16 protein-coding genes and 1 pseudogene are annotated in these 17,209 nt (G+C 73.8%); 7 read left to right on the top strand and 10 right to left on the bottom strand.

The window, feature by feature from the left end; translation table 11 throughout:
• Positions 1-217: 217 nt before the first annotated feature.
• Positions 218-979 carry an SDR family oxidoreductase gene (locus ACFWVV_RS32855; protein ID WP_384345086.1) on the bottom strand — a complete coding sequence of 254 codons (762 nt, stop codon included), beginning with the start codon at positions 977-979 and terminating at the stop codon, positions 218-220.
• A gap of 106 nt (positions 980-1,085) precedes the next feature.
• Here ACFWVV_RS32855 and ACFWVV_RS32850 point away from each other — a divergent pair, with 106 nt between their 5' ends.
• Together ACFWVV_RS32850 and ACFWVV_RS32845 are read left to right on the top strand one after the other, a co-directional pair.
• Positions 1,086-2,741, top strand: coding sequence for an alkaline phosphatase D family protein (locus tag ACFWVV_RS32850; protein WP_384345084.1), 1,656 nt, complete (start codon positions 1,086-1,088; stop codon positions 2,739-2,741).
• 159 nt (positions 2,742-2,900) lie between these two features.
• Positions 2,901-4,352, top strand: coding sequence for a Bcr/CflA family multidrug efflux MFS transporter (locus ACFWVV_RS32845; protein WP_384345129.1), 1,452 nt, complete (start codon positions 2,901-2,903; stop codon positions 4,350-4,352).
• A gap of 110 nt (positions 4,353-4,462) precedes the next feature.
• Here the strand turns inward: ACFWVV_RS32845 and ACFWVV_RS32840 are convergent, their stop codons facing one another.
• Both ACFWVV_RS32840 and ACFWVV_RS32835 read right to left on the bottom strand, forming a co-directional pair.
• The gene (locus ACFWVV_RS32840) at positions 4,463-4,837 is read right to left on the bottom strand and encodes a hypothetical protein (protein WP_384345082.1); all 375 of its coding nucleotides are present in this window, start codon (positions 4,835-4,837) and stop codon (positions 4,463-4,465) included.
• Positions 4,838-4,928: 91 nt separating this feature from the next.
• Positions 4,929-6,248 (bottom strand): hypothetical protein, encoded by a 1,320-nt coding sequence (locus ACFWVV_RS32835; RefSeq protein ID WP_384345079.1) that lies wholly within the window; start codon positions 6,246-6,248, stop codon positions 4,929-4,931.
• A 146-nt stretch (positions 6,249-6,394) separates the two neighbouring features.
• Between ACFWVV_RS32835 and ACFWVV_RS32830 the strand changes: the two genes are divergently transcribed.
• Positions 6,395-7,450: a small ribosomal subunit Rsm22 family protein gene (locus tag ACFWVV_RS32830; protein ID WP_384345076.1), complete on the top strand. Its 1,056-nt coding sequence runs from the start codon at positions 6,395-6,397 to the stop codon at positions 7,448-7,450.
• A 13-nt stretch (positions 7,451-7,463) separates the two neighbouring features.
• Here the strand turns inward: ACFWVV_RS32830 and ddaH are convergent, their stop codons facing one another.
• Positions 7,464-8,288: a dimethylargininase gene (ddaH, locus tag ACFWVV_RS32825; RefSeq protein WP_384345073.1), complete on the bottom strand. Its 825-nt coding sequence runs from the start codon at positions 8,286-8,288 to the stop codon at positions 7,464-7,466.
• A gap of 347 nt (positions 8,289-8,635) precedes the next feature.
• Between ddaH and ACFWVV_RS32820 the strand changes: the two genes are divergently transcribed.
• Together ACFWVV_RS32820 and ACFWVV_RS32815 are read left to right on the top strand one after the other, a co-directional pair.
• Positions 8,636-9,250: a TetR/AcrR family transcriptional regulator gene (locus tag ACFWVV_RS32820; RefSeq protein ID WP_384345070.1), complete on the top strand. Its 615-nt coding sequence runs from the start codon at positions 8,636-8,638 to the stop codon at positions 9,248-9,250.
• Between the two features lie 107 nt (positions 9,251-9,357).
• Complete coding sequence (locus ACFWVV_RS32815) at positions 9,358-10,164, top strand: bifunctional DNA primase/polymerase (protein ID WP_384345068.1); 807 nt, start codon at positions 9,358-9,360, stop codon at positions 10,162-10,164.
• 170 nt (positions 10,165-10,334) lie between these two features.
• Here the strand turns inward: ACFWVV_RS32815 and ACFWVV_RS32810 are convergent, their stop codons facing one another.
• Positions 10,335-11,390, bottom strand: coding sequence for a hypothetical protein (locus tag ACFWVV_RS32810; RefSeq protein WP_384345065.1), 1,056 nt, complete (start codon positions 11,388-11,390; stop codon positions 10,335-10,337).
• Positions 11,391-11,429: 39 nt separating this feature from the next.
• Positions 11,430-11,874: pseudogene (locus tag ACFWVV_RS32805) on the bottom strand (hypothetical protein); the annotation flags it as partial.
• 29 nt (positions 11,875-11,903) lie between these two features.
• Between ACFWVV_RS32805 and ACFWVV_RS32800 the strand changes: the two are divergent.
• On the top strand, positions 11,904-12,629 hold the full coding sequence (locus ACFWVV_RS32800) for a PhzF family phenazine biosynthesis protein (protein WP_384345062.1): 726 nt from the start codon (positions 11,904-11,906) through the stop codon (positions 12,627-12,629).
• 77 nt (positions 12,630-12,706) lie between these two features.
• Here ACFWVV_RS32800 and ACFWVV_RS32795 read toward each other — a convergent pair whose 3' ends face one another.
• Both ACFWVV_RS32795 and map read right to left on the bottom strand, forming a co-directional pair.
• Entirely contained in the window at positions 12,707-13,357 is a 651-nt protein-coding gene (locus tag ACFWVV_RS32795; RefSeq protein ID WP_384345060.1) for a heme oxygenase (biliverdin-producing), read from the bottom strand.
• Between the two features lie 162 nt (positions 13,358-13,519).
• A complete protein-coding gene (map, locus tag ACFWVV_RS32790) occupies positions 13,520-14,377 on the bottom strand; it encodes a type I methionyl aminopeptidase (RefSeq protein WP_384345057.1) in 858 nt (285 codons plus the stop codon).
• Between the two features lie 88 nt (positions 14,378-14,465).
• Here map and ACFWVV_RS32785 point away from each other — a divergent pair, with 88 nt between their 5' ends.
• Positions 14,466-14,699: a hypothetical protein gene (locus ACFWVV_RS32785; protein WP_384345054.1), complete on the top strand. Its 234-nt coding sequence runs from the start codon at positions 14,466-14,468 to the stop codon at positions 14,697-14,699.
• 196 nt (positions 14,700-14,895) lie between these two features.
• Here the strand turns inward: ACFWVV_RS32785 and ACFWVV_RS32780 are convergent, their stop codons facing one another.
• Both ACFWVV_RS32780 and ACFWVV_RS32775 read right to left on the bottom strand, forming a co-directional pair.
• Positions 14,896-16,209 (bottom strand): MFS transporter, encoded by a 1,314-nt coding sequence (locus ACFWVV_RS32780; RefSeq protein WP_384345051.1) that lies wholly within the window; start codon positions 16,207-16,209, stop codon positions 14,896-14,898.
• A gap of 220 nt (positions 16,210-16,429) precedes the next feature.
• Positions 16,430-17,167, bottom strand: coding sequence for a hypothetical protein (locus ACFWVV_RS32775; RefSeq protein ID WP_384345048.1), 738 nt, complete (start codon positions 17,165-17,167; stop codon positions 16,430-16,432).
• Positions 17,168-17,209 lie beyond the last annotated feature (42 nt).

Genomic DNA, 17,209 nt, shown 5'->3' with positions numbered 1-17,209 from the left:
GGGGCCGCCCCCTTGCCCGCCCTCCCCCAAGCTCTCGGCTTCGCTCGAGCAGGGGGGACCCCCGCGCCCCCGGGGGGCGGCCCCGCCGCCCAAGGGGGCTGGCGGAGGGGTGCGGGGGCGGCCCCGCTGGCCAAGGGGACGGCGGTAATCGGCCCCGCCGCCGCGGGCTACGGGGCAGGGGTACGGGTGGCCCCGGTCCGCATGCCGTTCCATGAGGTCAGCCGCGGCCCGTGTAGGGCATCGTGGTGGCCAGGACCGTAGCGAACTGCACGTTGGCCTCCAACGGCAGTTCCGCCATGTGGCGGACCGTGCGGGCCACCTCCCATACGTCCATCACCGGCTCCACCGCCGTCTCCCCGTTCGCCTGCAGGATGCCGCTGCGCATGCGCCGGGTCATGTCCGTGGCCGCGTTGCCGATGTCGATCTGGCCGACCGCGATGCCGTACGGGCGGCCGTCCAGGGAGAGGGACTTGGTGAGGCCGGTCATCGCGTGCTTGGTGGTGGTGTAGGCGACCGAGTGCGGGCGCGGGGTGTGGGCGGAGAGGGAGCCGTTGTTGATGATGCGGCCCCCCTGCGGGGACTGGGACTTCATCAGGCGGTAGGCGCCCTGCGCGCAGAGGAAGGCTCCGGTGACGTTGACGTTCACGACCGACTGCCAGTCCTCGTAGGAGAGGTCCTCGGTCGCGACGCCCCCGGGGCCGAAGGTGCCCGCGTTGTTGAAGAGCAGGTCGAGGCGGCCGTACGTGTCGCGCACCGTGCGGAAGAGGGCGTCCACCTCGGTGGGGGAGGACACGTCCGTCACCACCGGCAGAGCGCTGCCGCCCGCCTCCGCCGCCAGCGCCGCCGTCTCCTCCAGGGGCTCCCTGCGGCGCCCCGCCAGGGCCACCGTCCAGCCGGCCGCGGCCAGTTCCACCGCCACCGCCCGGCCGATCCCCGAGCCCGCTCCCGTCACCACCGCGTTCCGCGCTTGAGTGTTCATGGAGGGGGAGAGTAGCCAGAGCGGCCCGGCAGGAGATCACCTGTCCGCCATGTGGTGGACGTGTACGCGACAACCAGGTGCCGTTCCCGGCCGCTGGACTGCGTCCATGACAGCCCCCGCAGCACCCCAGCACGCACCCGAACTCCGCGCCGCGGCACGTCACTTGACCCACGGCCGGCGCCGCTTCCTCACCCTCACCGGAGCAGCCGCCGCCCTCGCCTTCGCCACCAACCTGCCCGGCGGTGCCGAGGCCCACGCGGCCTCCGTCGGCGACTTCGACGCAAAACGCCTCACCGAGGACCCCTTCACCCTGGGCGTGGCCTCCGGCGACCCCCGGCCCGGGTCCGTCCTGCTGTGGACCCGGCTCGCCCCCAGACCGTACGAGACGGACAGCGGACTGCCGAAGAGCCGGGTACGGGTGGAGTGGGAGATCGCGCACGACGAGCGCTTCCGGCGGGTGGTGCGGCGCGGCACCGCCCTCGCGCACCCGGAGTTCCACCACAGCGTGCACGTGGAGGTGGAGGGGCTCGGCCCGGACCGGGTCCTGCACTACCGCTTCCGTGCGGGCAAGTGGGTCAGCCCCGCCGGACGGACCCGCACCGCCCCCGCCCCCGGCGCGCGGGCCGGCGAGCTGCGGCTCGGGGTGGTGTCCTGCCAGGCGTACCACGACGGGTACTACACCGCGTACCGGCACCTCGCGGGCGAGGACGTCGACGCCGTGCTCCACCTCGGCGACTACCTCTACGAGTACGCCGTCAACGCCACCGGCGGCGCCCGCCAGTACACCGACCGGCGGCTGCCCGCCCACTTCAACCGCGAGACCGTCACCCTGGAGGACTACCGGCTGCGGTACGCCCTCTACAAGACGGACCCGGACCTGCGCGCCGCCCACGCCGCGCACCCCTTCGTGGTCACCTGGGACGACCACGAGACCGAGAACAACTACGCGGGCGGCACCCCCGAGAACGACGTACCGCCGGAGGAGTTCCTGCTGCGCCGCGCCGCCGCCTACCGGGCGTACTGGGAGAACCAGCCGCTGCGCGCCCCGCAGCGCCCCACCGGCGCGGACATGCGGCTCTACCGGCGGCTGCGGTTCGGGCGGCTCGCCCAGTTCGACATCCTGGACACCCGCCAGTACCGCTCCGACCAGGCGTACGGCGACGGCTGGCAGGTGCCGGGGCCCGAGTCGCAGGACCCGCGGCGCACCATGACCGGGGCCGCCCAGGAGCGGTGGCTGACCGACGGCTGGCGGCAGGGGCCGCGGCCGGTGTGGAACGTCGTCCCGCAGCAGGTGACCTTCTCCGAGCGGCGCGACCGGGCCACCCCCGGCTTCAAGCTCAGCATGGACTCCTGGGACGGCTACCCGGCCTCCCGCGAGCGGATCCTCGCCGGGGCCGAGTCCGCGGGGGTGAAGAACCTGCTGGTGCTCACGGGAGACGTGCACGTCTCCTACGGGCTCGACATCAAGCGGGACTTCCGCGACCCGCTCTCGCGGACCGTCGGCACCGAGATCGTCACCACCTCCATCAGCAGCGGCAAGGACGGCGCCGACAAACCCGCCAACTGGGAGACCCTCACCGGCGCCAACCCGCACCTGCGGCACTACAACGGGCGCCGCGGCTACGCCCTGGTCGCGCTCACCGCACAGCAGGCGCGGGTGGACTTCCGGACCGTCGTCGCGGTCAGCACGCCCGGGGCTCCGGTCACCACCGCCGCCTCGTACGTCACCGAGGCGGGGAACCCCGGACTGGAGCCCGTGTAGCGCCCATCCGACCCGGCGTGCGGGCCGCCGCTTCCGCCCGAGCCCCAGTCCGAGCCCGCGCCCGGGCCCTCCGCCGCTCCCGCCCGGGCCAAAAGGCTGTTCCGTCCACTCCGGAAGAGCTGAGAACATAGGTCGGAATTCAACGAAATGGGAGCGATGATGCCGGAGCGCGGCCAGCAGTCAGCAGGATCGGCGGGGCGGGAGCACATACCCGTGGCGGGCGCGGAGGCCATGGCGGCGGCGGAGTCCGCGACCGACGCCACGGCCGGAACCGTGTCCGCCGTACCCGCCGGGCCCGCCCAGGCCGTGTCCACCGGAACCGGGTCTGCCGGAATCATGTCCGCCGTACCCGCGGAGGCCGTGTCCGCCGGACCCGCCGCGCCGGCCGAGCCCGGTGCGCCCGCCGCCCGCCGCGTCGGCCTCCTGGCCACCCTCGTCCTCGGCGGCCTCACCGCCCTCCCGCCGCTCTCCATGGACATGTACCTCCCGGCCCTGCCGGAGGTCACCGACGCGCTGCACGCCCCGGCCGCGACCGTCCAGCTCACCCTGACCGCCTGCCTCGCGGGCATGGCGCTCGGCCAGCTCGTCGTCGGACCGCTCAGCGACAAACTGGGCCGCCGCCGCCCGCTGCTCGTCGGCATGGTGATCTACGTGCTGGCCACCGCCATCTGCGCACTGGCCCCGAACGCCGAGCTCCTCATCGCCTTCCGCCTCCTCCAGGGCCTGGCGGGCGCCGCGGGCATCGTCATCGCGCGGGCGGTGGTCCGCGACCTGTACGACGGCGTGGAGATGGCCCGCTTCTTCTCCACCCTGATGCTGATCTCGGGTGTGGCCCCGGTCATCGCCCCCCTGATCGGCGGCCAGGTGCTGCGCGTCACGGACTGGCGCGGAGTCTTCTACGTCCTGACCGGCGTCGGCGTGGTCCTGACCCTCGTGGTGTGGAAGTGGCTGCACGAGACGCTGCCCGAGGAGCGGCGGCACACCGGCGGGGTGGGCGCGGCCCTGCGCACCATGAGGGACCTGCTCGCCGACCGGGTGTTCACCGGCTACATGCTCACCGGCGGGCTCGCCTTCGCCGTCCTGTTCGCGTACATCTCCGCCTCGCCGTTCGTCGTCCAGGAGATCTACGGGGCGTCCCCGCAGACCTTCAGCCTGCTCTTCGGCGTCAACTCGGTCGGGCTGATCGTCGTCGGCCAGATCAACGGCAAGCTCCTGGCGGGCCGGGTCCGCCTCGACAAGGTCCTCGCGTTCGGCCTCGTCGTCATCACGTTCGCCGCCACGGCGCTGCTGCTGATGACGGCCGGGGTCTTCGGCAAGGTCGGGCTGTGGCCGGTCGCGGCGGGTCTCTTCGTGCTGATGTCGGCGATGGGTCTGATCATGCCGAGCACCAACACCCAGGCCCTGATGCGCACCCCGCACGCGGCCGGTTCCGCCTCCGCGCTGCTGGGTACGTCCTCGTTCCTGATCGGCGCGGTCGCCTCACCACTGGTGGGCATCGCGGGTGAGGCCACGGCGGTCCCGATGGCGGTCGTGCAGCTGGCCTGCGCGCTCCTCGCCATCGGCTGCTTCGCCGGGCTGTGCCGCCCCTGGCAGCGGACCTCGGACGCGTAACCGCGGCAAGCGGCGCGTGCGGCCCCCGCGCACGGGACACGGACCCGCGGCGAGCAGACGAGCGCGGCCCCCGCCCGGGGCACCGACCCGGGCGGCGGCGGCCGCCGTCCCTACCCGCTCTCCCTGAAGCGGCGCAGCAGTTCGAGGGCCGGAGCGCTGTCCGGGTCGAAGCTGTAGATGCCCTCCTGCTTGTGCGGGACGGCAGGCCCCCACACCCGGGCCGCGTGGCAGTCGTAGGAGAAGGCGATCTCGAAGAGCAGTCCGCGCTCGCCGTGCACCCGTACCCCCCAGCCCGGCAGGAACGTCTGGCCGGGCTGGCTTCCCGGCAACTCCTTGACCAGGGCGAACACTTCACGGGCCTGGTCGGCGTCCCAGATCGCCAGGTCCTCGCCCGCCAACACCTTCGGCAGCGGGTCGTTCGCGTCCGGGTTGATGCGGACTACTTCGATCAGTTCGGTCTGCGCGTGTGCACTCGGCAACAACATCCGCTCAGAGTGGCCGAGTTCGCGCCCGTGCGCCAGTGGACCGGCAGGGACGTCTCCCACGGCAGGGGTGACGCACGGGCGCGGGGGCGCCTCAGCGGCGCGGGTAGCCGATCAGGTACGGGCGGTCCTGCCGGTCCGTCCAGCGGAACAGGCCCGTGCCCGCCACCTCCGCCTCCGGCAGCCGCGCGGTGTCCGCGAGCGCGACGGGCACGGCGGTGGCCAGCGGGACCTCGACCGGGGTGCCGGCCGCCGAGGTGGGGCTGGTGGTGCCGTAGGCGATGCCGTCGTCGGTGACCGAGGTCAGCGTGACCGCCCTGCTGCCCTCCTCCTCCTGGAGGCAGTGCCCGGTCTTCGCCCCCTTGGGCGCCGGGCGACGGAGGTCGAAGGCCAGGTTGCCCGCGACCAGGTAGTGGCCGCCGGGCGCGGTCACCGCCCGGGGATACTCGCCCGGTTCCAGGGCGGGCTTGCGGCAGTCGGCCGAGGCCAGCACCTTGCCGGTGCGCGCGTCGTGCACCGCCCACCTGTCCCAGCCGTCCGGCTTCTTCTTCTGCCACTTCGCCAGGATCTGCCCGGTGGCCGTCACCGAGGTGGGCAGCCCGGACGCCGGGTCGGTGCCCGCGGGCGCCACGGACCTGCTGTACCAGCCGCCCTTCACCCAGAACTCGGTGCGCCCGCCGACCAGCAGCCCCTTGGCGGTCAGGCCCCGCACCTCGGTGCGCACCCGGCAGTTCCCGCAGCCCTTCGGGGCGCCCAGGTCCTGCGGGGAGTACGGGGTGGGCCGCCCGGTCACCGGGTCCACCACGGTCGCGGTGGCCGCCCCGTCGGTGACGAGGACGCCGGGGCCGGTGCCGGAGACCACCGGGACGCCCGGCCAGGGCAGCTCGGCGTGCTGCTGGCTGCCGTCGCGGGCGTCGTACATGTCGAGGGCGAGCACCGAGTCCCCGGTGGACAGCGCGTCGGCGCCGCTCACCTTCCCGTACGACCAGGTGACGAAGAAGCGGCGGTCGCCCTTGGTGACGGTGAGCAGCCGGGGGAAGTGGGCGGGGTCGGACAGCGAGCGCCACGGCCTGCCCGTCCAGACGGCCCTTCCGGTCCGCGCGTCGTACGCCCGCAGCACGAAGCGGTCGGTGCCGGAGCGCTCCACGTGCGCGACCAGGGCGGGCTCCTGGGAGAGCGCGTACTCCGCGGAGCCGCCGACGATCCGCCACCCCCTGGTGCTGTCGTACGCGGCGGGGGCGAGCAGCCGGGGAGTGGCGGGCGGGGCGGGTGCGGCGGCCCTCGGGGGCTGCTCACCGTCCCCGCCCCGGTCCGACCCGTCCTTCCCGCCGCCCCCGCAGGTGGCCAGCAGGAGGACCAGGGCGAGAACGCCCCCTCCGGCCACCAGCGCCATGCGCACGATCCGCTGTCCCACGATCTACCCCCGGCGCCCTGCCCCAGAAATGACCAACGCTGTCAGCGTATGCAACTGCCCCATGATGCGCAGCAGTTCACCGATGCCCCTTTTGGGCCCGTGGGTCCGACCCGCCGGGGCCACCGGCCAAGCCCTACACTTTCTCGGTGAACACCCCCCTCCCCGCCCCGGCCGCGGGCCCGCACGCCGCCTCCGCCGTCACCTCGGACGTGCTGCGCGGCGCGCTGGCCGGACTGCTCGACGGGCTGCCGCCCAAGCAGGCCACGCAGGCCGTCGACCGGCTGATCGCCAGCTACCGGGGAATCACCCCGACCGACGCCCCGGTGCTGCGCGACCGCTCCGACGTGGCCGCCTACGCGGCGTACCGGATGCCCGCGACCTTCGAGGCGGTGAGGGCCGCGCTCGGAGCGCTGCGGCAGGCCGCGCCGCACTGGGTGCCGGCGACGCACACGGACGTCGGGGGCGGGACCGGGGCCGCGAGCTGGGCGGTCTCCCAGGCGTGGGGGACGCAGCGGAGCACCGTCCTGGACTGGGCGGAGCCCGCGCTGGCCCTGGGACGCGAGCTGGCGGAGGCCTCCGGGGTGCCGGCGCTGCGGAACGTGGTGTGGCAGCGCGCCCGGATCGGCACGGCGCTCCGCATCGAAAGCACCGCTCTGGTGACTGTCTCCTACGTCCTCAAGGAGCTGACGGAGGCGGACCGGGACACCCTCGTCGACGAGGCGGCCCGCGCCGCGACCGGTGCCGTGGTGATCGTGGAGCCCGGCACCCCCGACGGGTACCGGCGGGTGCTGGCCGCCCGCGACCGGCTGATCGCCGCCGGGCTGCACATCGCGGCCCCCTGCCCGCACAGCGCCGCCTGCCCGCTGGACGCGGCGGGCACCGACTGGTGCCACTTCTCCGCCCGGGTCAGCCGCTCCTCGCTGCACCGCCAGGTCAAGGGCGGCTCGCTGCCCTACGAGGACGAGAAGTTCAGCTACGTCGTCGCGGTGCGCGAACCCGAGGTGGGCGCCGTCGCGGTGGGGGCCCGCGTGGTGCGCAGGCCCCAGATCCGCAAGGGTCTGGTCATGCTCGAACTGTGCCGGGCCGACGGCGGACAGGCCGGCGAGAACGTCTCCAAGAAGCGCCACGGCGACCTGTACCGCGCGGCCAGGGACACGGACTGGGGCGACGAGTGGCCGCCCCCGCCCGCGGACCCCGCGTGAGGCGTACGGGGCCCTAGCCCCGCAGCTCCTGGGTGCAGCACTTGACGCTGCCGCCGCCCTTGAACAGCTCGCCCAGGTCCATGCCGATCGGCTCGAAACCCCGCTCGCGCAGGGGCCCGTACAGGCCGACGGCCGCCTGCGGCAGCAGGACGTGGCGGCCGTCGCTCACCGCGTTCAGGCCGAGCGCCGCCGCGTCCGCCTCCTCGGCGATCAGCGCGCCGGGGAAGAGACGGGCGAGGACGGCCCGGCTGCCGGGGGAGAAGGCGCCCGGGTAGTACATGACCTCGTCGGCGCGGTCGTCCAGCACGGCGAGCGCCGTGTCCAGGTGGTAGTAGCGGGGGTCGACGAGATCCAGGCCGATCACCGGGCGGCCGAAGAACTCCTGCGCCTCGTCGTGGGCGGCCGAGGTCGAGCGGAAGCCGCGGCCGGCCAGCACCCAGGAGGCGGTGACGGCGAAGTCGCCCTCGCCCTCGTTGACGTGTTCCGGTTCGCGCACGTCCGCGAAGCCGTGCGCGGCGAACCACTCGCGGTGCGCCTCGGCCTCCGGGGTGCGTTCGGCGTAGGCGAAGCGGGCTCCCAGGACGCGTCCGTCGACGACGGTGGCGCCGTTCGCGGCGAAGACCATGTCGGGGAGGCCGGGGCGGGGGTCGAGCAGTTCGACGGTGTGGCCGAGCGAGAGATAGCGGTCGCGCAGGTCTTCCCACTGCGCGAGGGCGAGCGGCAGCTCGACCGGCTTGCTGGGGTCCATCCAGGGATTGATGGAGTACGTGACCCTGAAGTGCTCCGGGGGGCACATCAGATAGCGGCGGGGCGCTGCGTCACGAATGGGTCGGCTCAATGAGGGCTCCTTCGCAGGGGAGGAGGCAGGGCGTGGGCCCTGCCTGGTGCCCATGGTCGGGCGTGAAGAGGAGTTCCGCTGTGCACCGAAAGGGTGGTTCACGGTACGGGAGTCGGCGTTTGCGCGGGCGCGTGTGCGGGCGCCCTGGCGGGATCCGCACCCCTGGCGCGGCGTGCGCCCCCGGCGGGCTCCGCGCCCCCGGCGACGCCCCCGGCGGGCTCCGCGTCCCCGGCGACGCCCCCGGCGGGATCGGCGCCCCCCGGCGGGCCCCGCGCCCCGGGTGGCTCGGGCGGCCCCGTACACCGTGGGGCGAGACGCCGCGTCTCGTAGGCTGGTAGATTGTGGGGATGACAGAGACCAGGGCCCCCGACTCCTCGCGGCGCAGCGAGCGTTCCAAGCGGGCGATCTACGACGCCGCTCTCGCCCTCGTCGTCGAGGCGGGGTACCCGAAGACCACCATCGAGGGCATCGCCGCCCGCGCCGGCGTCGGCAAGCAGACCATCTACCGCTGGTGGCCCTCCAAGGCCGCCGTCCTCCTGGAGGCCTTCGTCGACCTGGGCGAGCAGGCCGCCGAGGCGGTCGGCGAGGCCGGGGCGGCCATCCCCGACACCGGTGATCTCGCCGCCGACCTCCGGTTCGTCCTGCGCGCGACCGTCGACGAACTCGTCGATCCCAAGTACGACCTGCCCACCCGCGCCCTGGCCGCCGAGGGCATCGTCGACGCCCACCTGTGCGCCCAGTACGTCGAGAAGCTGCTCCGCCCCTCCCTCCAGCTGTACGCCGACCGCCTGGCCGTCGCCCGCGACCGGGGCGAACTGCGCCAGGACCTGGACCTGGAAACCGCCGTGGAACTGTTCACCGGACCTCTGTCCGGGCGCTGGTTGCTGCGCACCGGACCCCTCACCCACGCGTACGCCGACCGCCTCGTCGACTACGCCCTGGGCGGCCTCGCCCCGCGCTGAGCGAGGTATCTCACCCACCCCGGATACGGACACCGGCCCCCCGGGGCGCAGGATGGTGCGAGCATGGTGGAGTCCGCCGGGGGCCGAGGTTGAGGGTGAGGAGCCAGATGGGCGCGGGGAGCGAAGCAGCGGGGCGCGAGTCGTCCGGAGCGGCCGAGACGTCCGGACCGTTCGGGGCCAAGGGCCGGATCGCACAGTGGCTGCGCCGCCGTTCCGGGAGCAAACCCGTGGTGGACGCCGGGGCCGACCGCCTGGAACTGCTGCGCGCCGCCGCCGGGGCGGGACTGCCGCTCTCCCCGGCCGCGTATCCCGCCGGCTACCGCTGTTCCTGCGACCGCGTCGGCTGTCCGACGCCCGCCCGCCATCCGGTGTCCTTCGCCTGGCAGACCCAGTCGACCACCGACCGCGCGCAGATCGACCGATGGGCGACCACCCAGCCGCAGGCCAACTTCATCACCGCGACCGGCATGGTCCACGACGTCCTCGACGTTCCGCTGGAGGCCGGTCGCGTCGCGTTTCAGCGGCTGCTGGACGCGGAGATCGAGGTCGGCCCGGTGGCCGTCTTCGGCGAGGGCGGCAGCGGCGCGGACGCCCGCATGCTGTTCTTCACCGCGACCCGGGGCACCCCCGAGGACGAGGACGAGTGGTGGCCGTGCGAGCTGGACTGCCATCCGGAGACCATGGACGAGCACCCGGGTCTGCGCTGGCACTGCCGAGGCAGCTACGTCCTGGTCCCGCCGGCCAGGCTCCCCGGTGACCTGGACGTGCACTGGGTGCGCGGCCTCGAACACCAGCTGCCCGACCCGCTGACCCTCCTCGAAACGCTCACCGACGCCTGCGCCAGGTACGCCTCAGGCCAGGCCTCCGACGCCGACCACGACCCGCACGCGGTGGCCTGGCCGGTCGGCCGCTGACCCCACCGGGCTCCGCCGTCCGCCGTCCGCCGTCCGCCGTCCGCCGTCCGCCGGGCAGCGGGCGCGGGTACGGCCCTGCCACCGGCGTGAGAACCCGGTGCGCCCGGCATCACGACCCGGTGGCCGCGACCGGGCCCCGCGCCCAGGCCGGGTACGCCTTGTCGGCCGCATCACGACCCGGTGGCCGCGACCAGTCCCTGCACCCGCGACTCCAGCTCCACCGCCGCCCCGGGCGCACCCTTCCCCGGAACCCTCGCCACCTGGCTCGACACCCGCTCCTTGGTCAGCGACGACCTGGCGGTGCCGGTCAGCAGGGCTTCGACGTCCTCGTTGAGATCGAGCAGCGGCACCCCGCGCGCGGCGGTCTGCTTCTCGAAGTGGCGGGTGGCGAAGAAGACGAACGCGCCGCCGTCCTCGGTGGCCAGAGCCACCGGGGCGAACGCACCCGTGTCCAGCTGCTGGTCGAGGTACTGCATGGACCGGCCGATGCGCTGCGAGGCCCGCTGCCGGGAGGCCAGCCACAGGGTGGTGTCCCGGCCCGGCGCGAAGTTCACCGGGGCCGGCCGCCCGGCCTTCCCCCTGTTCTGGAGGTACGAGGCGTACGCCGGGCTCAGTTCCCGCGGGGAGGCCGCCAACGAGGCCCCGTCCGCCGGTTTCGCCCAGCCGTCGGCGTCCTGCGCGAACCGGGGCACCTCGCCGGGCGCGAGCGTCAGCAGGTGGGAGGCCTTCCAGTGTTCCTGCGCGCCGCCCCGTACGAAGACGATCAGCCAGCGGCTGTCGGCGCGCCCGCCGTCGGTGTCCCGGTTGCTGTCGGCGTCGGCGACGAACCAGCGCGGCCAGCCCGCCTTCTTCGGTATCAGGAACCGGGTGTCGCCCAGTTCGAGCTCCCGGTGCCGCGGGTTGCCGCCGGGGCTCTGCTTGCTGCGGGCCTTCAGTCCGGCCTGGTTGATGGCGCCCAGCGCGCCGGTGACCTGCTGCGCGGACAGAGCCGGATCGTACGCCTTGTCCGCCCTGTTGTAGGCGGCAGTGAAGTCCTCGAGGGCGCGGGCGGCCTCAGCCCTGGTCGCCGCCGGGACGACCGCGAGCTCCCCGTGCACCGTCACGCACCCGCTCGCCGTCAGCACCAGCACGCCCGCCGCCACCAGGGCCGCCGTCCGCCGTCCCGGACGCCGCTTCGGCCGCAGTCCCGGGCGCCGCTCGGTCCGCACTGTGCTCAGCCTGCCCATGGGTCGCCTTCTGTGTCACGGTCGCCGACGACCGGAACCCTACCGGGGCCCGTGCGGCACGGTCCGCCGGGGGAGCACCAGCGGATCCCCGGTCCGCGGGTGCGGAAGGACCTCGACCGGCTGCCGGTACACGGGCTCGGCAGCTCCTCGCCGAACAGCTCCGCGGGCCGCCCGCACGGTGCGAGCCACCCCCCCCGTGGAGGACGGCGACCCGGTCCGCGTACGCCCCGGCGAGACCGGGAGTGGGACCGAGGCCGGGACCGAGGCCGGGACCGAGGCCGGGACCGGGACCGAGGCCGAAGCCGGGACCGGGGTCGTGCAGGACGACGACGACCGCGTCCCCGGCCGCCGCCCACGCGCGGCAGATCCGCGGCACCGGCTCCTGGTGGCGCAGGCCGAGCGCCGCGGTCGGCTCGGCGAGCAGGAGCACCGGCTCGCGCTGTGCCAGTACCCGGGCCGCGGAGTCCGGGATGTGGGCGCCACCCCGCCCCACGCCCGTGCTTCAATGCGGCCGTGAACGACCTAGACCTCCTCCAAGTCTTCTGCGGCCCCCACGGCACCCACGGCAACACCCTCGGTGTCGTACGGGACGCCTCCCGGACGCACCCCGATCCGGCGGAGCGCCAGGAGCTGGCGCGGCGACTCGGTGACAGCGAGACCGTGTTCGTCGACGACCCCGAGCGCGGTGTCGTCGACATCCGCACCCCCACCACCCGCCTCCCCTTCGCCGGACACCCCCTCGTCGGCGTCGCCTGGCTCCTCGACGTCGAGGTCCTGGAACTGCCCGTGGGCGACGTCTTCGCGCGCCAGGACGGCGAGTTCAGCTGGATCACCGTCCGCCCCGAGTGGGCACCCCCGTACACCTTGCGCCGTTGCGCCACCCCGGCCGAGGTCGACGCACTGCCCGCCCCGCCGCCGGGCGGGGGCCGGCTGTACGCCTGGGCCTGGGAGGACGAGGCCGCGGGACGGGTGCGCGCCCGGGGATTCCTCCGCCGCGACGACCGCATCGCTGAGGACGAGGCGACCGGTGCCGCCGCGCTCCTGCTCACCGCCGAACTCGGCCGCGCCCTCAACATCACCCAGGGCAGGGGCTCCCAGCTCCTCACCGCGCCGGGCCCCGGCGGCCTCGTCGAGCTCGGCGGCCGCGTCCGCTTCACCCCACCGGGCCACGCGCCCGCGTCCGCGCCCGCAGCACCCGCACGGCAGGGGGTCCACACCGTCCCGGCGTGGACCCCCTGATACCGACGTACTTGCTCCCACCTCGACGATCCGTCACGCCGTCACGCCGTCACGCCGCCACGCCGCCATACCAGGATTTACGCACTGAGCGGGAACTCCCCGCCCAGCTCCCGGAACACCGCCCCGTTGAAGTCGAACGCCCGCTTGCACTCGTCGATGATGCGCTTCTTCTCCAGCTCGTCCGCCGCGATGCCGTCCAGCAGCTCCCGGTAACCCCGCTTGAAAGCGGCCGGGTTGGAGACCTGCTCGAAGACGTAGAAGCGCACGCCGTCGCCCTTGCGTGCGAAGCCCCAGGCCTTCTCCGCCCTGTCGCGGATGATCTGGCCGCCGGAGAGGTCGCCGAGGTAGCGGGTGTAGTGGTGGGCGACGTACCCGCCGGGCCAGGTGGCCGCGCACTCGGTGACGCGGGCCGCGTACGCCTCGGTGGCGGGGAGCGGGGCCAGGTCCTGACGCCAGTTCTCGCCCCGCAGGTGCGCCAGGTCGCGCTCCAGCTCCGCGACGCGCATCAGCTCGGGCTGTATGAACGGACCCGCCACCGGGTCCTCGCGCAGCGCGTCGGCAGCGTCCTCAAGGGCCTTGTACACGAACCACAGCTGCTCCGTGTAGCGCGCGTACGCCTCCACGCCCAGCTTGCCGCCGAGGAGGTCGCTCATGAACGTCGAGGTCTCCGCCTCCGTGTGCTGCTCGTGCGAGGCCTCACGGATCTGGGTGGAGAAATTGGTGCCCAAAGCGGACCTCCAGGGACAGAAGGGGCCGGAAAGAGAGCGGTGGTGGCAGCGCTGACACCTGCCACCACCGATCTTCGTTGCTTAGGATTACCTAAGTCAACATGTTCCCGACGTGCTGTCGGTAAAAACCTCCGCACGCCCCGCGGTCCGCCCCGCCCCCGGTTACGGCAGCGTGAGGATGTCCGCCCCGGTGTCCGTCACCACCAGCGTGTGCTCGAACTGAGCCGTGCGCCTGCGGTCCTTGGTGACGACCGTCCAGCCGTCCTCCCACATGTCGTACTCGTGCGTGCCGAGCGTCAGCATCGGCTCGATGGTGAACGTCATGCCGGGCTGCATCACGGTCGTGGCGTGCGGGCTGTCGTAGTGCGGCACGATCAGGCCGGAGTGGAAGGACGTGTTGATGCCGTGTCCGGTGAAGTCGCGGACCACGCCGTAGCCGAAACGCTTGGCGTACGACTCGATGACCCGGCCGATGACGTTGATCTGACGGCCCGGCTTGACCGCCTTGATGGCACGGTTGAGGGATTCCCGGGTGCGCTCGACGAGCAGGCGCGACTCCTCGTCGACGTCGCCGCAGAGGTAGGTGGCGTTGTTGTCGCCGTGCACGCCGTTGATGTACGCGGTGACGTCGAGGTTCACGATGTCGCCGTCGCGCAGCACGGTGGAGTCGGGGATGCCGTGGCAGATGACCTCGTTGACCGAGCTGCACAGCGACTTCGGATAGCCCTTGTAGCCAAGGGTCGAGGGGTAGGCGCCGTGGTCCACCATGAACTCGTGCGCGACCCGGTCGAGCTCGTCGGTGGTCACACCGGGTGCGATGTGCTTGGCGGCCTCCTCCATCGCCTGCGCGGCGATGCGGCCCGCGATACGCATCCGCTCGACGGTGTCGGAGTCCTGGACCTCGGGCCCTGTGTACGGCGTGGGCGCGGGTTTCCCGACGTACTCGGGGCGCCGGATGTTGCCGGGGACGGAACGGGTGGGAGAGAGCTCCCCTGGTACGAGCAGCGACTGGCCAGACATGCCGACGAGTGTAGTCAGCACTGTGGGGGCACTATGGCGGCAGAAACGACGCAGCGCATCAGCGGTACCGAGCGAGGAGACGAGAGCGATGGCCCTGTTCAAACGACGCACCACCGGCAAGCCCGGCGAGTGGTTCTACTGCCTGGAGCACAAGACGGTCGAGGAGGGCCCGCAGTGCCCCTCCAAGGACCGCTTCGGCCCGTACGCCACCCAGCAGGAGGCGCAGCACGCCATGGACACGGCCCGCGAGCGCAACCTGGAGTGGGAGAACGACCCCAAGTGGCACGACAAACCCGGCTCCCCCCAGGACCCCACCCCCTGATCCCCCCAGGCCCCTTGGGCGGCGGGGGCCGCCCCACCCCCCAGGCCCCTTGGGCGGCGGGGGCCGCCCCCCGGGGGCGGAACGGGCGGGCAAGGGGGCGGCCCCCGGCGGAGCCGCACCCCTGCGCCCCGCCCCACCCCGGCCCCGCGCCCGCCCCCGTCGGCCTCCCGACCCCTCGCCCCGGAGGGGCACGGCACTACGGAGCCGACAGCGACTCCCCCGCCCCCTCCACCTCCCGCTGCGCCCGCCGCAAACACGCGTCCTCGTCCGTCTCCGAGTCGTACGACAGCAGCTTCGGCAGCACGGCGGCCAGCAGCCCCACCGCCACCACGCACGCCGCACCCCCGCTCCACACGGCCCCCCGCGCACCCGTCCACCCCGCGGTCGCCCCCGACCTGACCTGGCCGAGCTGGGGCCCGCAGCTGTACGAGAGGATCTCGATGCCCGCGAGCCGGCCGCGCAGCTCCTCGGGGATGGTCTGGTTCCAGATGGTCGAGCGGCCCAGACCGCTGATCATGTCGCCGCCGCCCGCCAGGACGATGCACAGGAGCACCAGCCAGACGTTCGAGGTGAGGCCGGCGGCCGTCATGGCCAGGCCCCAGCCGGTCGCACCGAGCACGACGAGCCGCCCGTGCCGCCGTACCTTCGACGCCCACCCGCTGGTCACCCCGACCAGACAGGCGCCCAGCGGCATCGCCGCGTACATCAGCCCGAGTGCCCATTCCGCGTGCAGGGCCGTCGCCAGGAACGGGAAGACCGCGTTCGGGAACGCGAAGAACATGGCGGCCAAATCGATCGCGTACGTCCCGAGCAGCACCGGCTTGCTCCACGCGTAGCGCGCCCCCTCCGCTATGCCGCGCAGCGACGGCTTCTCCGCGTGCCGCACCGGCGGGGCGGGGGAGAGCCGCAGGCACATCAGCACCGACGCGGCGAACCCGACGACGGTGACCGTGTACGCGGTCGGCGTGCCCGCGGTCGCGACGACGACACCCGCGAGGGCGGGACCGGCGATTGCCCCGACCTGCCAGCGCAGGCCGTTGAGGGCGGCGGCAGCGGTGAGCTGGTCGTGCGGGACGATCCGCGCCATCAGGGAGTCCAGGGCGGGGCGCTGGAGCCCGGCGAGGGCGGCGACACCGGCGGCGACGATGTACAGCGGCCACAGCATGGGCTGCGGGAGCAGCGAGTTCACCAGGAGCACGGCGGCGAGCACGCCGAGCCCTGCCTCGGTGAGCAGGATGATCCGCTTCCGGTCGGACGCGTCGGCGAGTGCCCCGCCGTAGAGCCCGAAGACGATCAGCGGAACCAGTTCGACCGCCCCGATCGCTCCCACGGCGAGCGGCGAGTCGGTGAGCTGGGCGATCTGCAGCGGCAACGCGACGAGAGCCATGGAACTGCCGAAGAACGCCACCAGGCCCTGGACCCAGAGCAACCGGAAGTCGGCGGACGAGCGCCAGGGGGAGAGGTCGGGCAGTACGGATGCCGGCGAGAACCTGGCGGATTTGGGAGGCACGAAGGGTCATGCTGCGCGGATTTGAGTGAACTGTGCAACTTGTTATCGCCGGGGGCTTCGGTGCCGCCCGGTCCTCCGGCGGAGGTGCCGCCCGGCCCTCGGTGGGGGCGCCCGGGTCCTTCGGCGACGGTGCCGTCCGGTCCTTCGGCGGAGGTGCCGTCCGGTCCTCCGGCGCGGCCGCCCAGGCCTCAGGTGCGGGGCGCTGCGTGGACCTCGCCCGCTACCAGCGCTCCGGGGGAGGGGCGGTCAGCCGGTCCGCCAGGCGGGAGAGCCGGTCGCGGAACCGGCGTCCGCCCCGCGGGCCCGGCAGTACGTTCTCCCCGGCCGCCGCGCTCACCAGGTGCTGCACCGTGTCCAGGTCGACCGCCCCGCCGCCCGGCACGGCGAGCAACTCGTGTGCCAGGGAGCCCAGTTCGCCGTCGCGGTCGGCGTCCGCGGTGAGGGCGAGAACTGTGGCCCCGGCGCGCCGCACGTCGCTGATCCGCTCCAGCAGCACCTCGTCGGCACCCGTGCCTGCGGCCGGGTCCGTGTGCCCGCCCGCACTCGTACCCGCACCCGGGCCGGGACGCGCGGCCTCACCCGCGGGCCGGCCCGCCCCTGGAGCCGTCTCCGCGTCCGCGTCCGTGTCTCCCTCGCCCGGAGCCACCACCAGCAGCGTCTGGCCCCGGCCTGCCGTCGTCAGCCTGCCCAGGCCCGTCGACAGGTGTGCCGGGTCGTCCGCGCGCACCCGGTGCCGTACGAGGGTGGGTGCCAGCGCGGGCAGTCCCGACCAGGCCGCCTCGTCCAGCAGGTGCGCCGCCAGGTGCCACGGTTCGTACCGCCGCGTCCCCACCAGCAGCAGCCCGCTGTCCTGCGGCACCACCGACGCACGCAGCACCCCGGCGAATCTCCGCGTCGCCCCCAGCCACTCCGTACCGGCCAGGACTTCCCGCAGCAGTGCGACCCTCACGGCATCCATGGGCCGCAGCCTGCCCGGTGCGGCCGGGGCGTGTACGCGGGA

This window comes from Streptomyces sp. NPDC058663 (assembly GCF_042716745.1).
Lineage (GTDB): Bacteria > Actinomycetota > Actinomycetes > Streptomycetales > Streptomycetaceae > Streptomyces.
The sequence above is the reverse complement of the archived record's forward strand: the minus strand, read 5'-3'. Positions and strand labels throughout refer to the sequence as shown.

What these genes read in the sequence shown, in the direction of transcription:
- ACFWVV_RS32855 (WP_384345086.1), bottom strand. Translation starts at nt 979, where the DNA reads ATGAACACTCAAGCGCGGAACGCGGTGGTGACGGGAGCGGGCTCGGGG.
- ACFWVV_RS32850 (WP_384345084.1), top strand. Translation starts at nt 1,086, where the DNA reads ATGACAGCCCCCGCAGCACCCCAGCACGCACCCGAACTCCGCGCCGCG.
- ACFWVV_RS32845 (WP_384345129.1), top strand. Translation starts at nt 2,901, where the DNA reads ATGCCGGAGCGCGGCCAGCAGTCAGCAGGATCGGCGGGGCGGGAGCAC.
- ACFWVV_RS32840 (WP_384345082.1), bottom strand. Translation starts at nt 4,837, where the DNA reads ATGTTGTTGCCGAGTGCACACGCGCAGACCGAACTGATCGAAGTAGTC.
- ACFWVV_RS32820 (WP_384345070.1), top strand. Translation starts at nt 8,636, where the DNA reads ATGACAGAGACCAGGGCCCCCGACTCCTCGCGGCGCAGCGAGCGTTCC.
- ACFWVV_RS32815 (WP_384345068.1), top strand. Translation starts at nt 9,358, where the DNA reads ATGGGCGCGGGGAGCGAAGCAGCGGGGCGCGAGTCGTCCGGAGCGGCC.
- ACFWVV_RS32810 (WP_384345065.1), bottom strand. Translation starts at nt 11,390, where the DNA reads ATGGGCAGGCTGAGCACAGTGCGGACCGAGCGGCGCCCGGGACTGCGG.
- map (WP_384345057.1), bottom strand. Translation starts at nt 14,377, where the DNA reads ATGTCTGGCCAGTCGCTGCTCGTACCAGGGGAGCTCTCTCCCACCCGT.
- ACFWVV_RS32785 (WP_384345054.1), top strand. Translation starts at nt 14,466, where the DNA reads ATGGCCCTGTTCAAACGACGCACCACCGGCAAGCCCGGCGAGTGGTTC.
- ACFWVV_RS32775 (WP_384345048.1), bottom strand. Translation starts at nt 17,167, where the DNA reads ATGGATGCCGTGAGGGTCGCACTGCTGCGGGAAGTCCTGGCCGGTACG.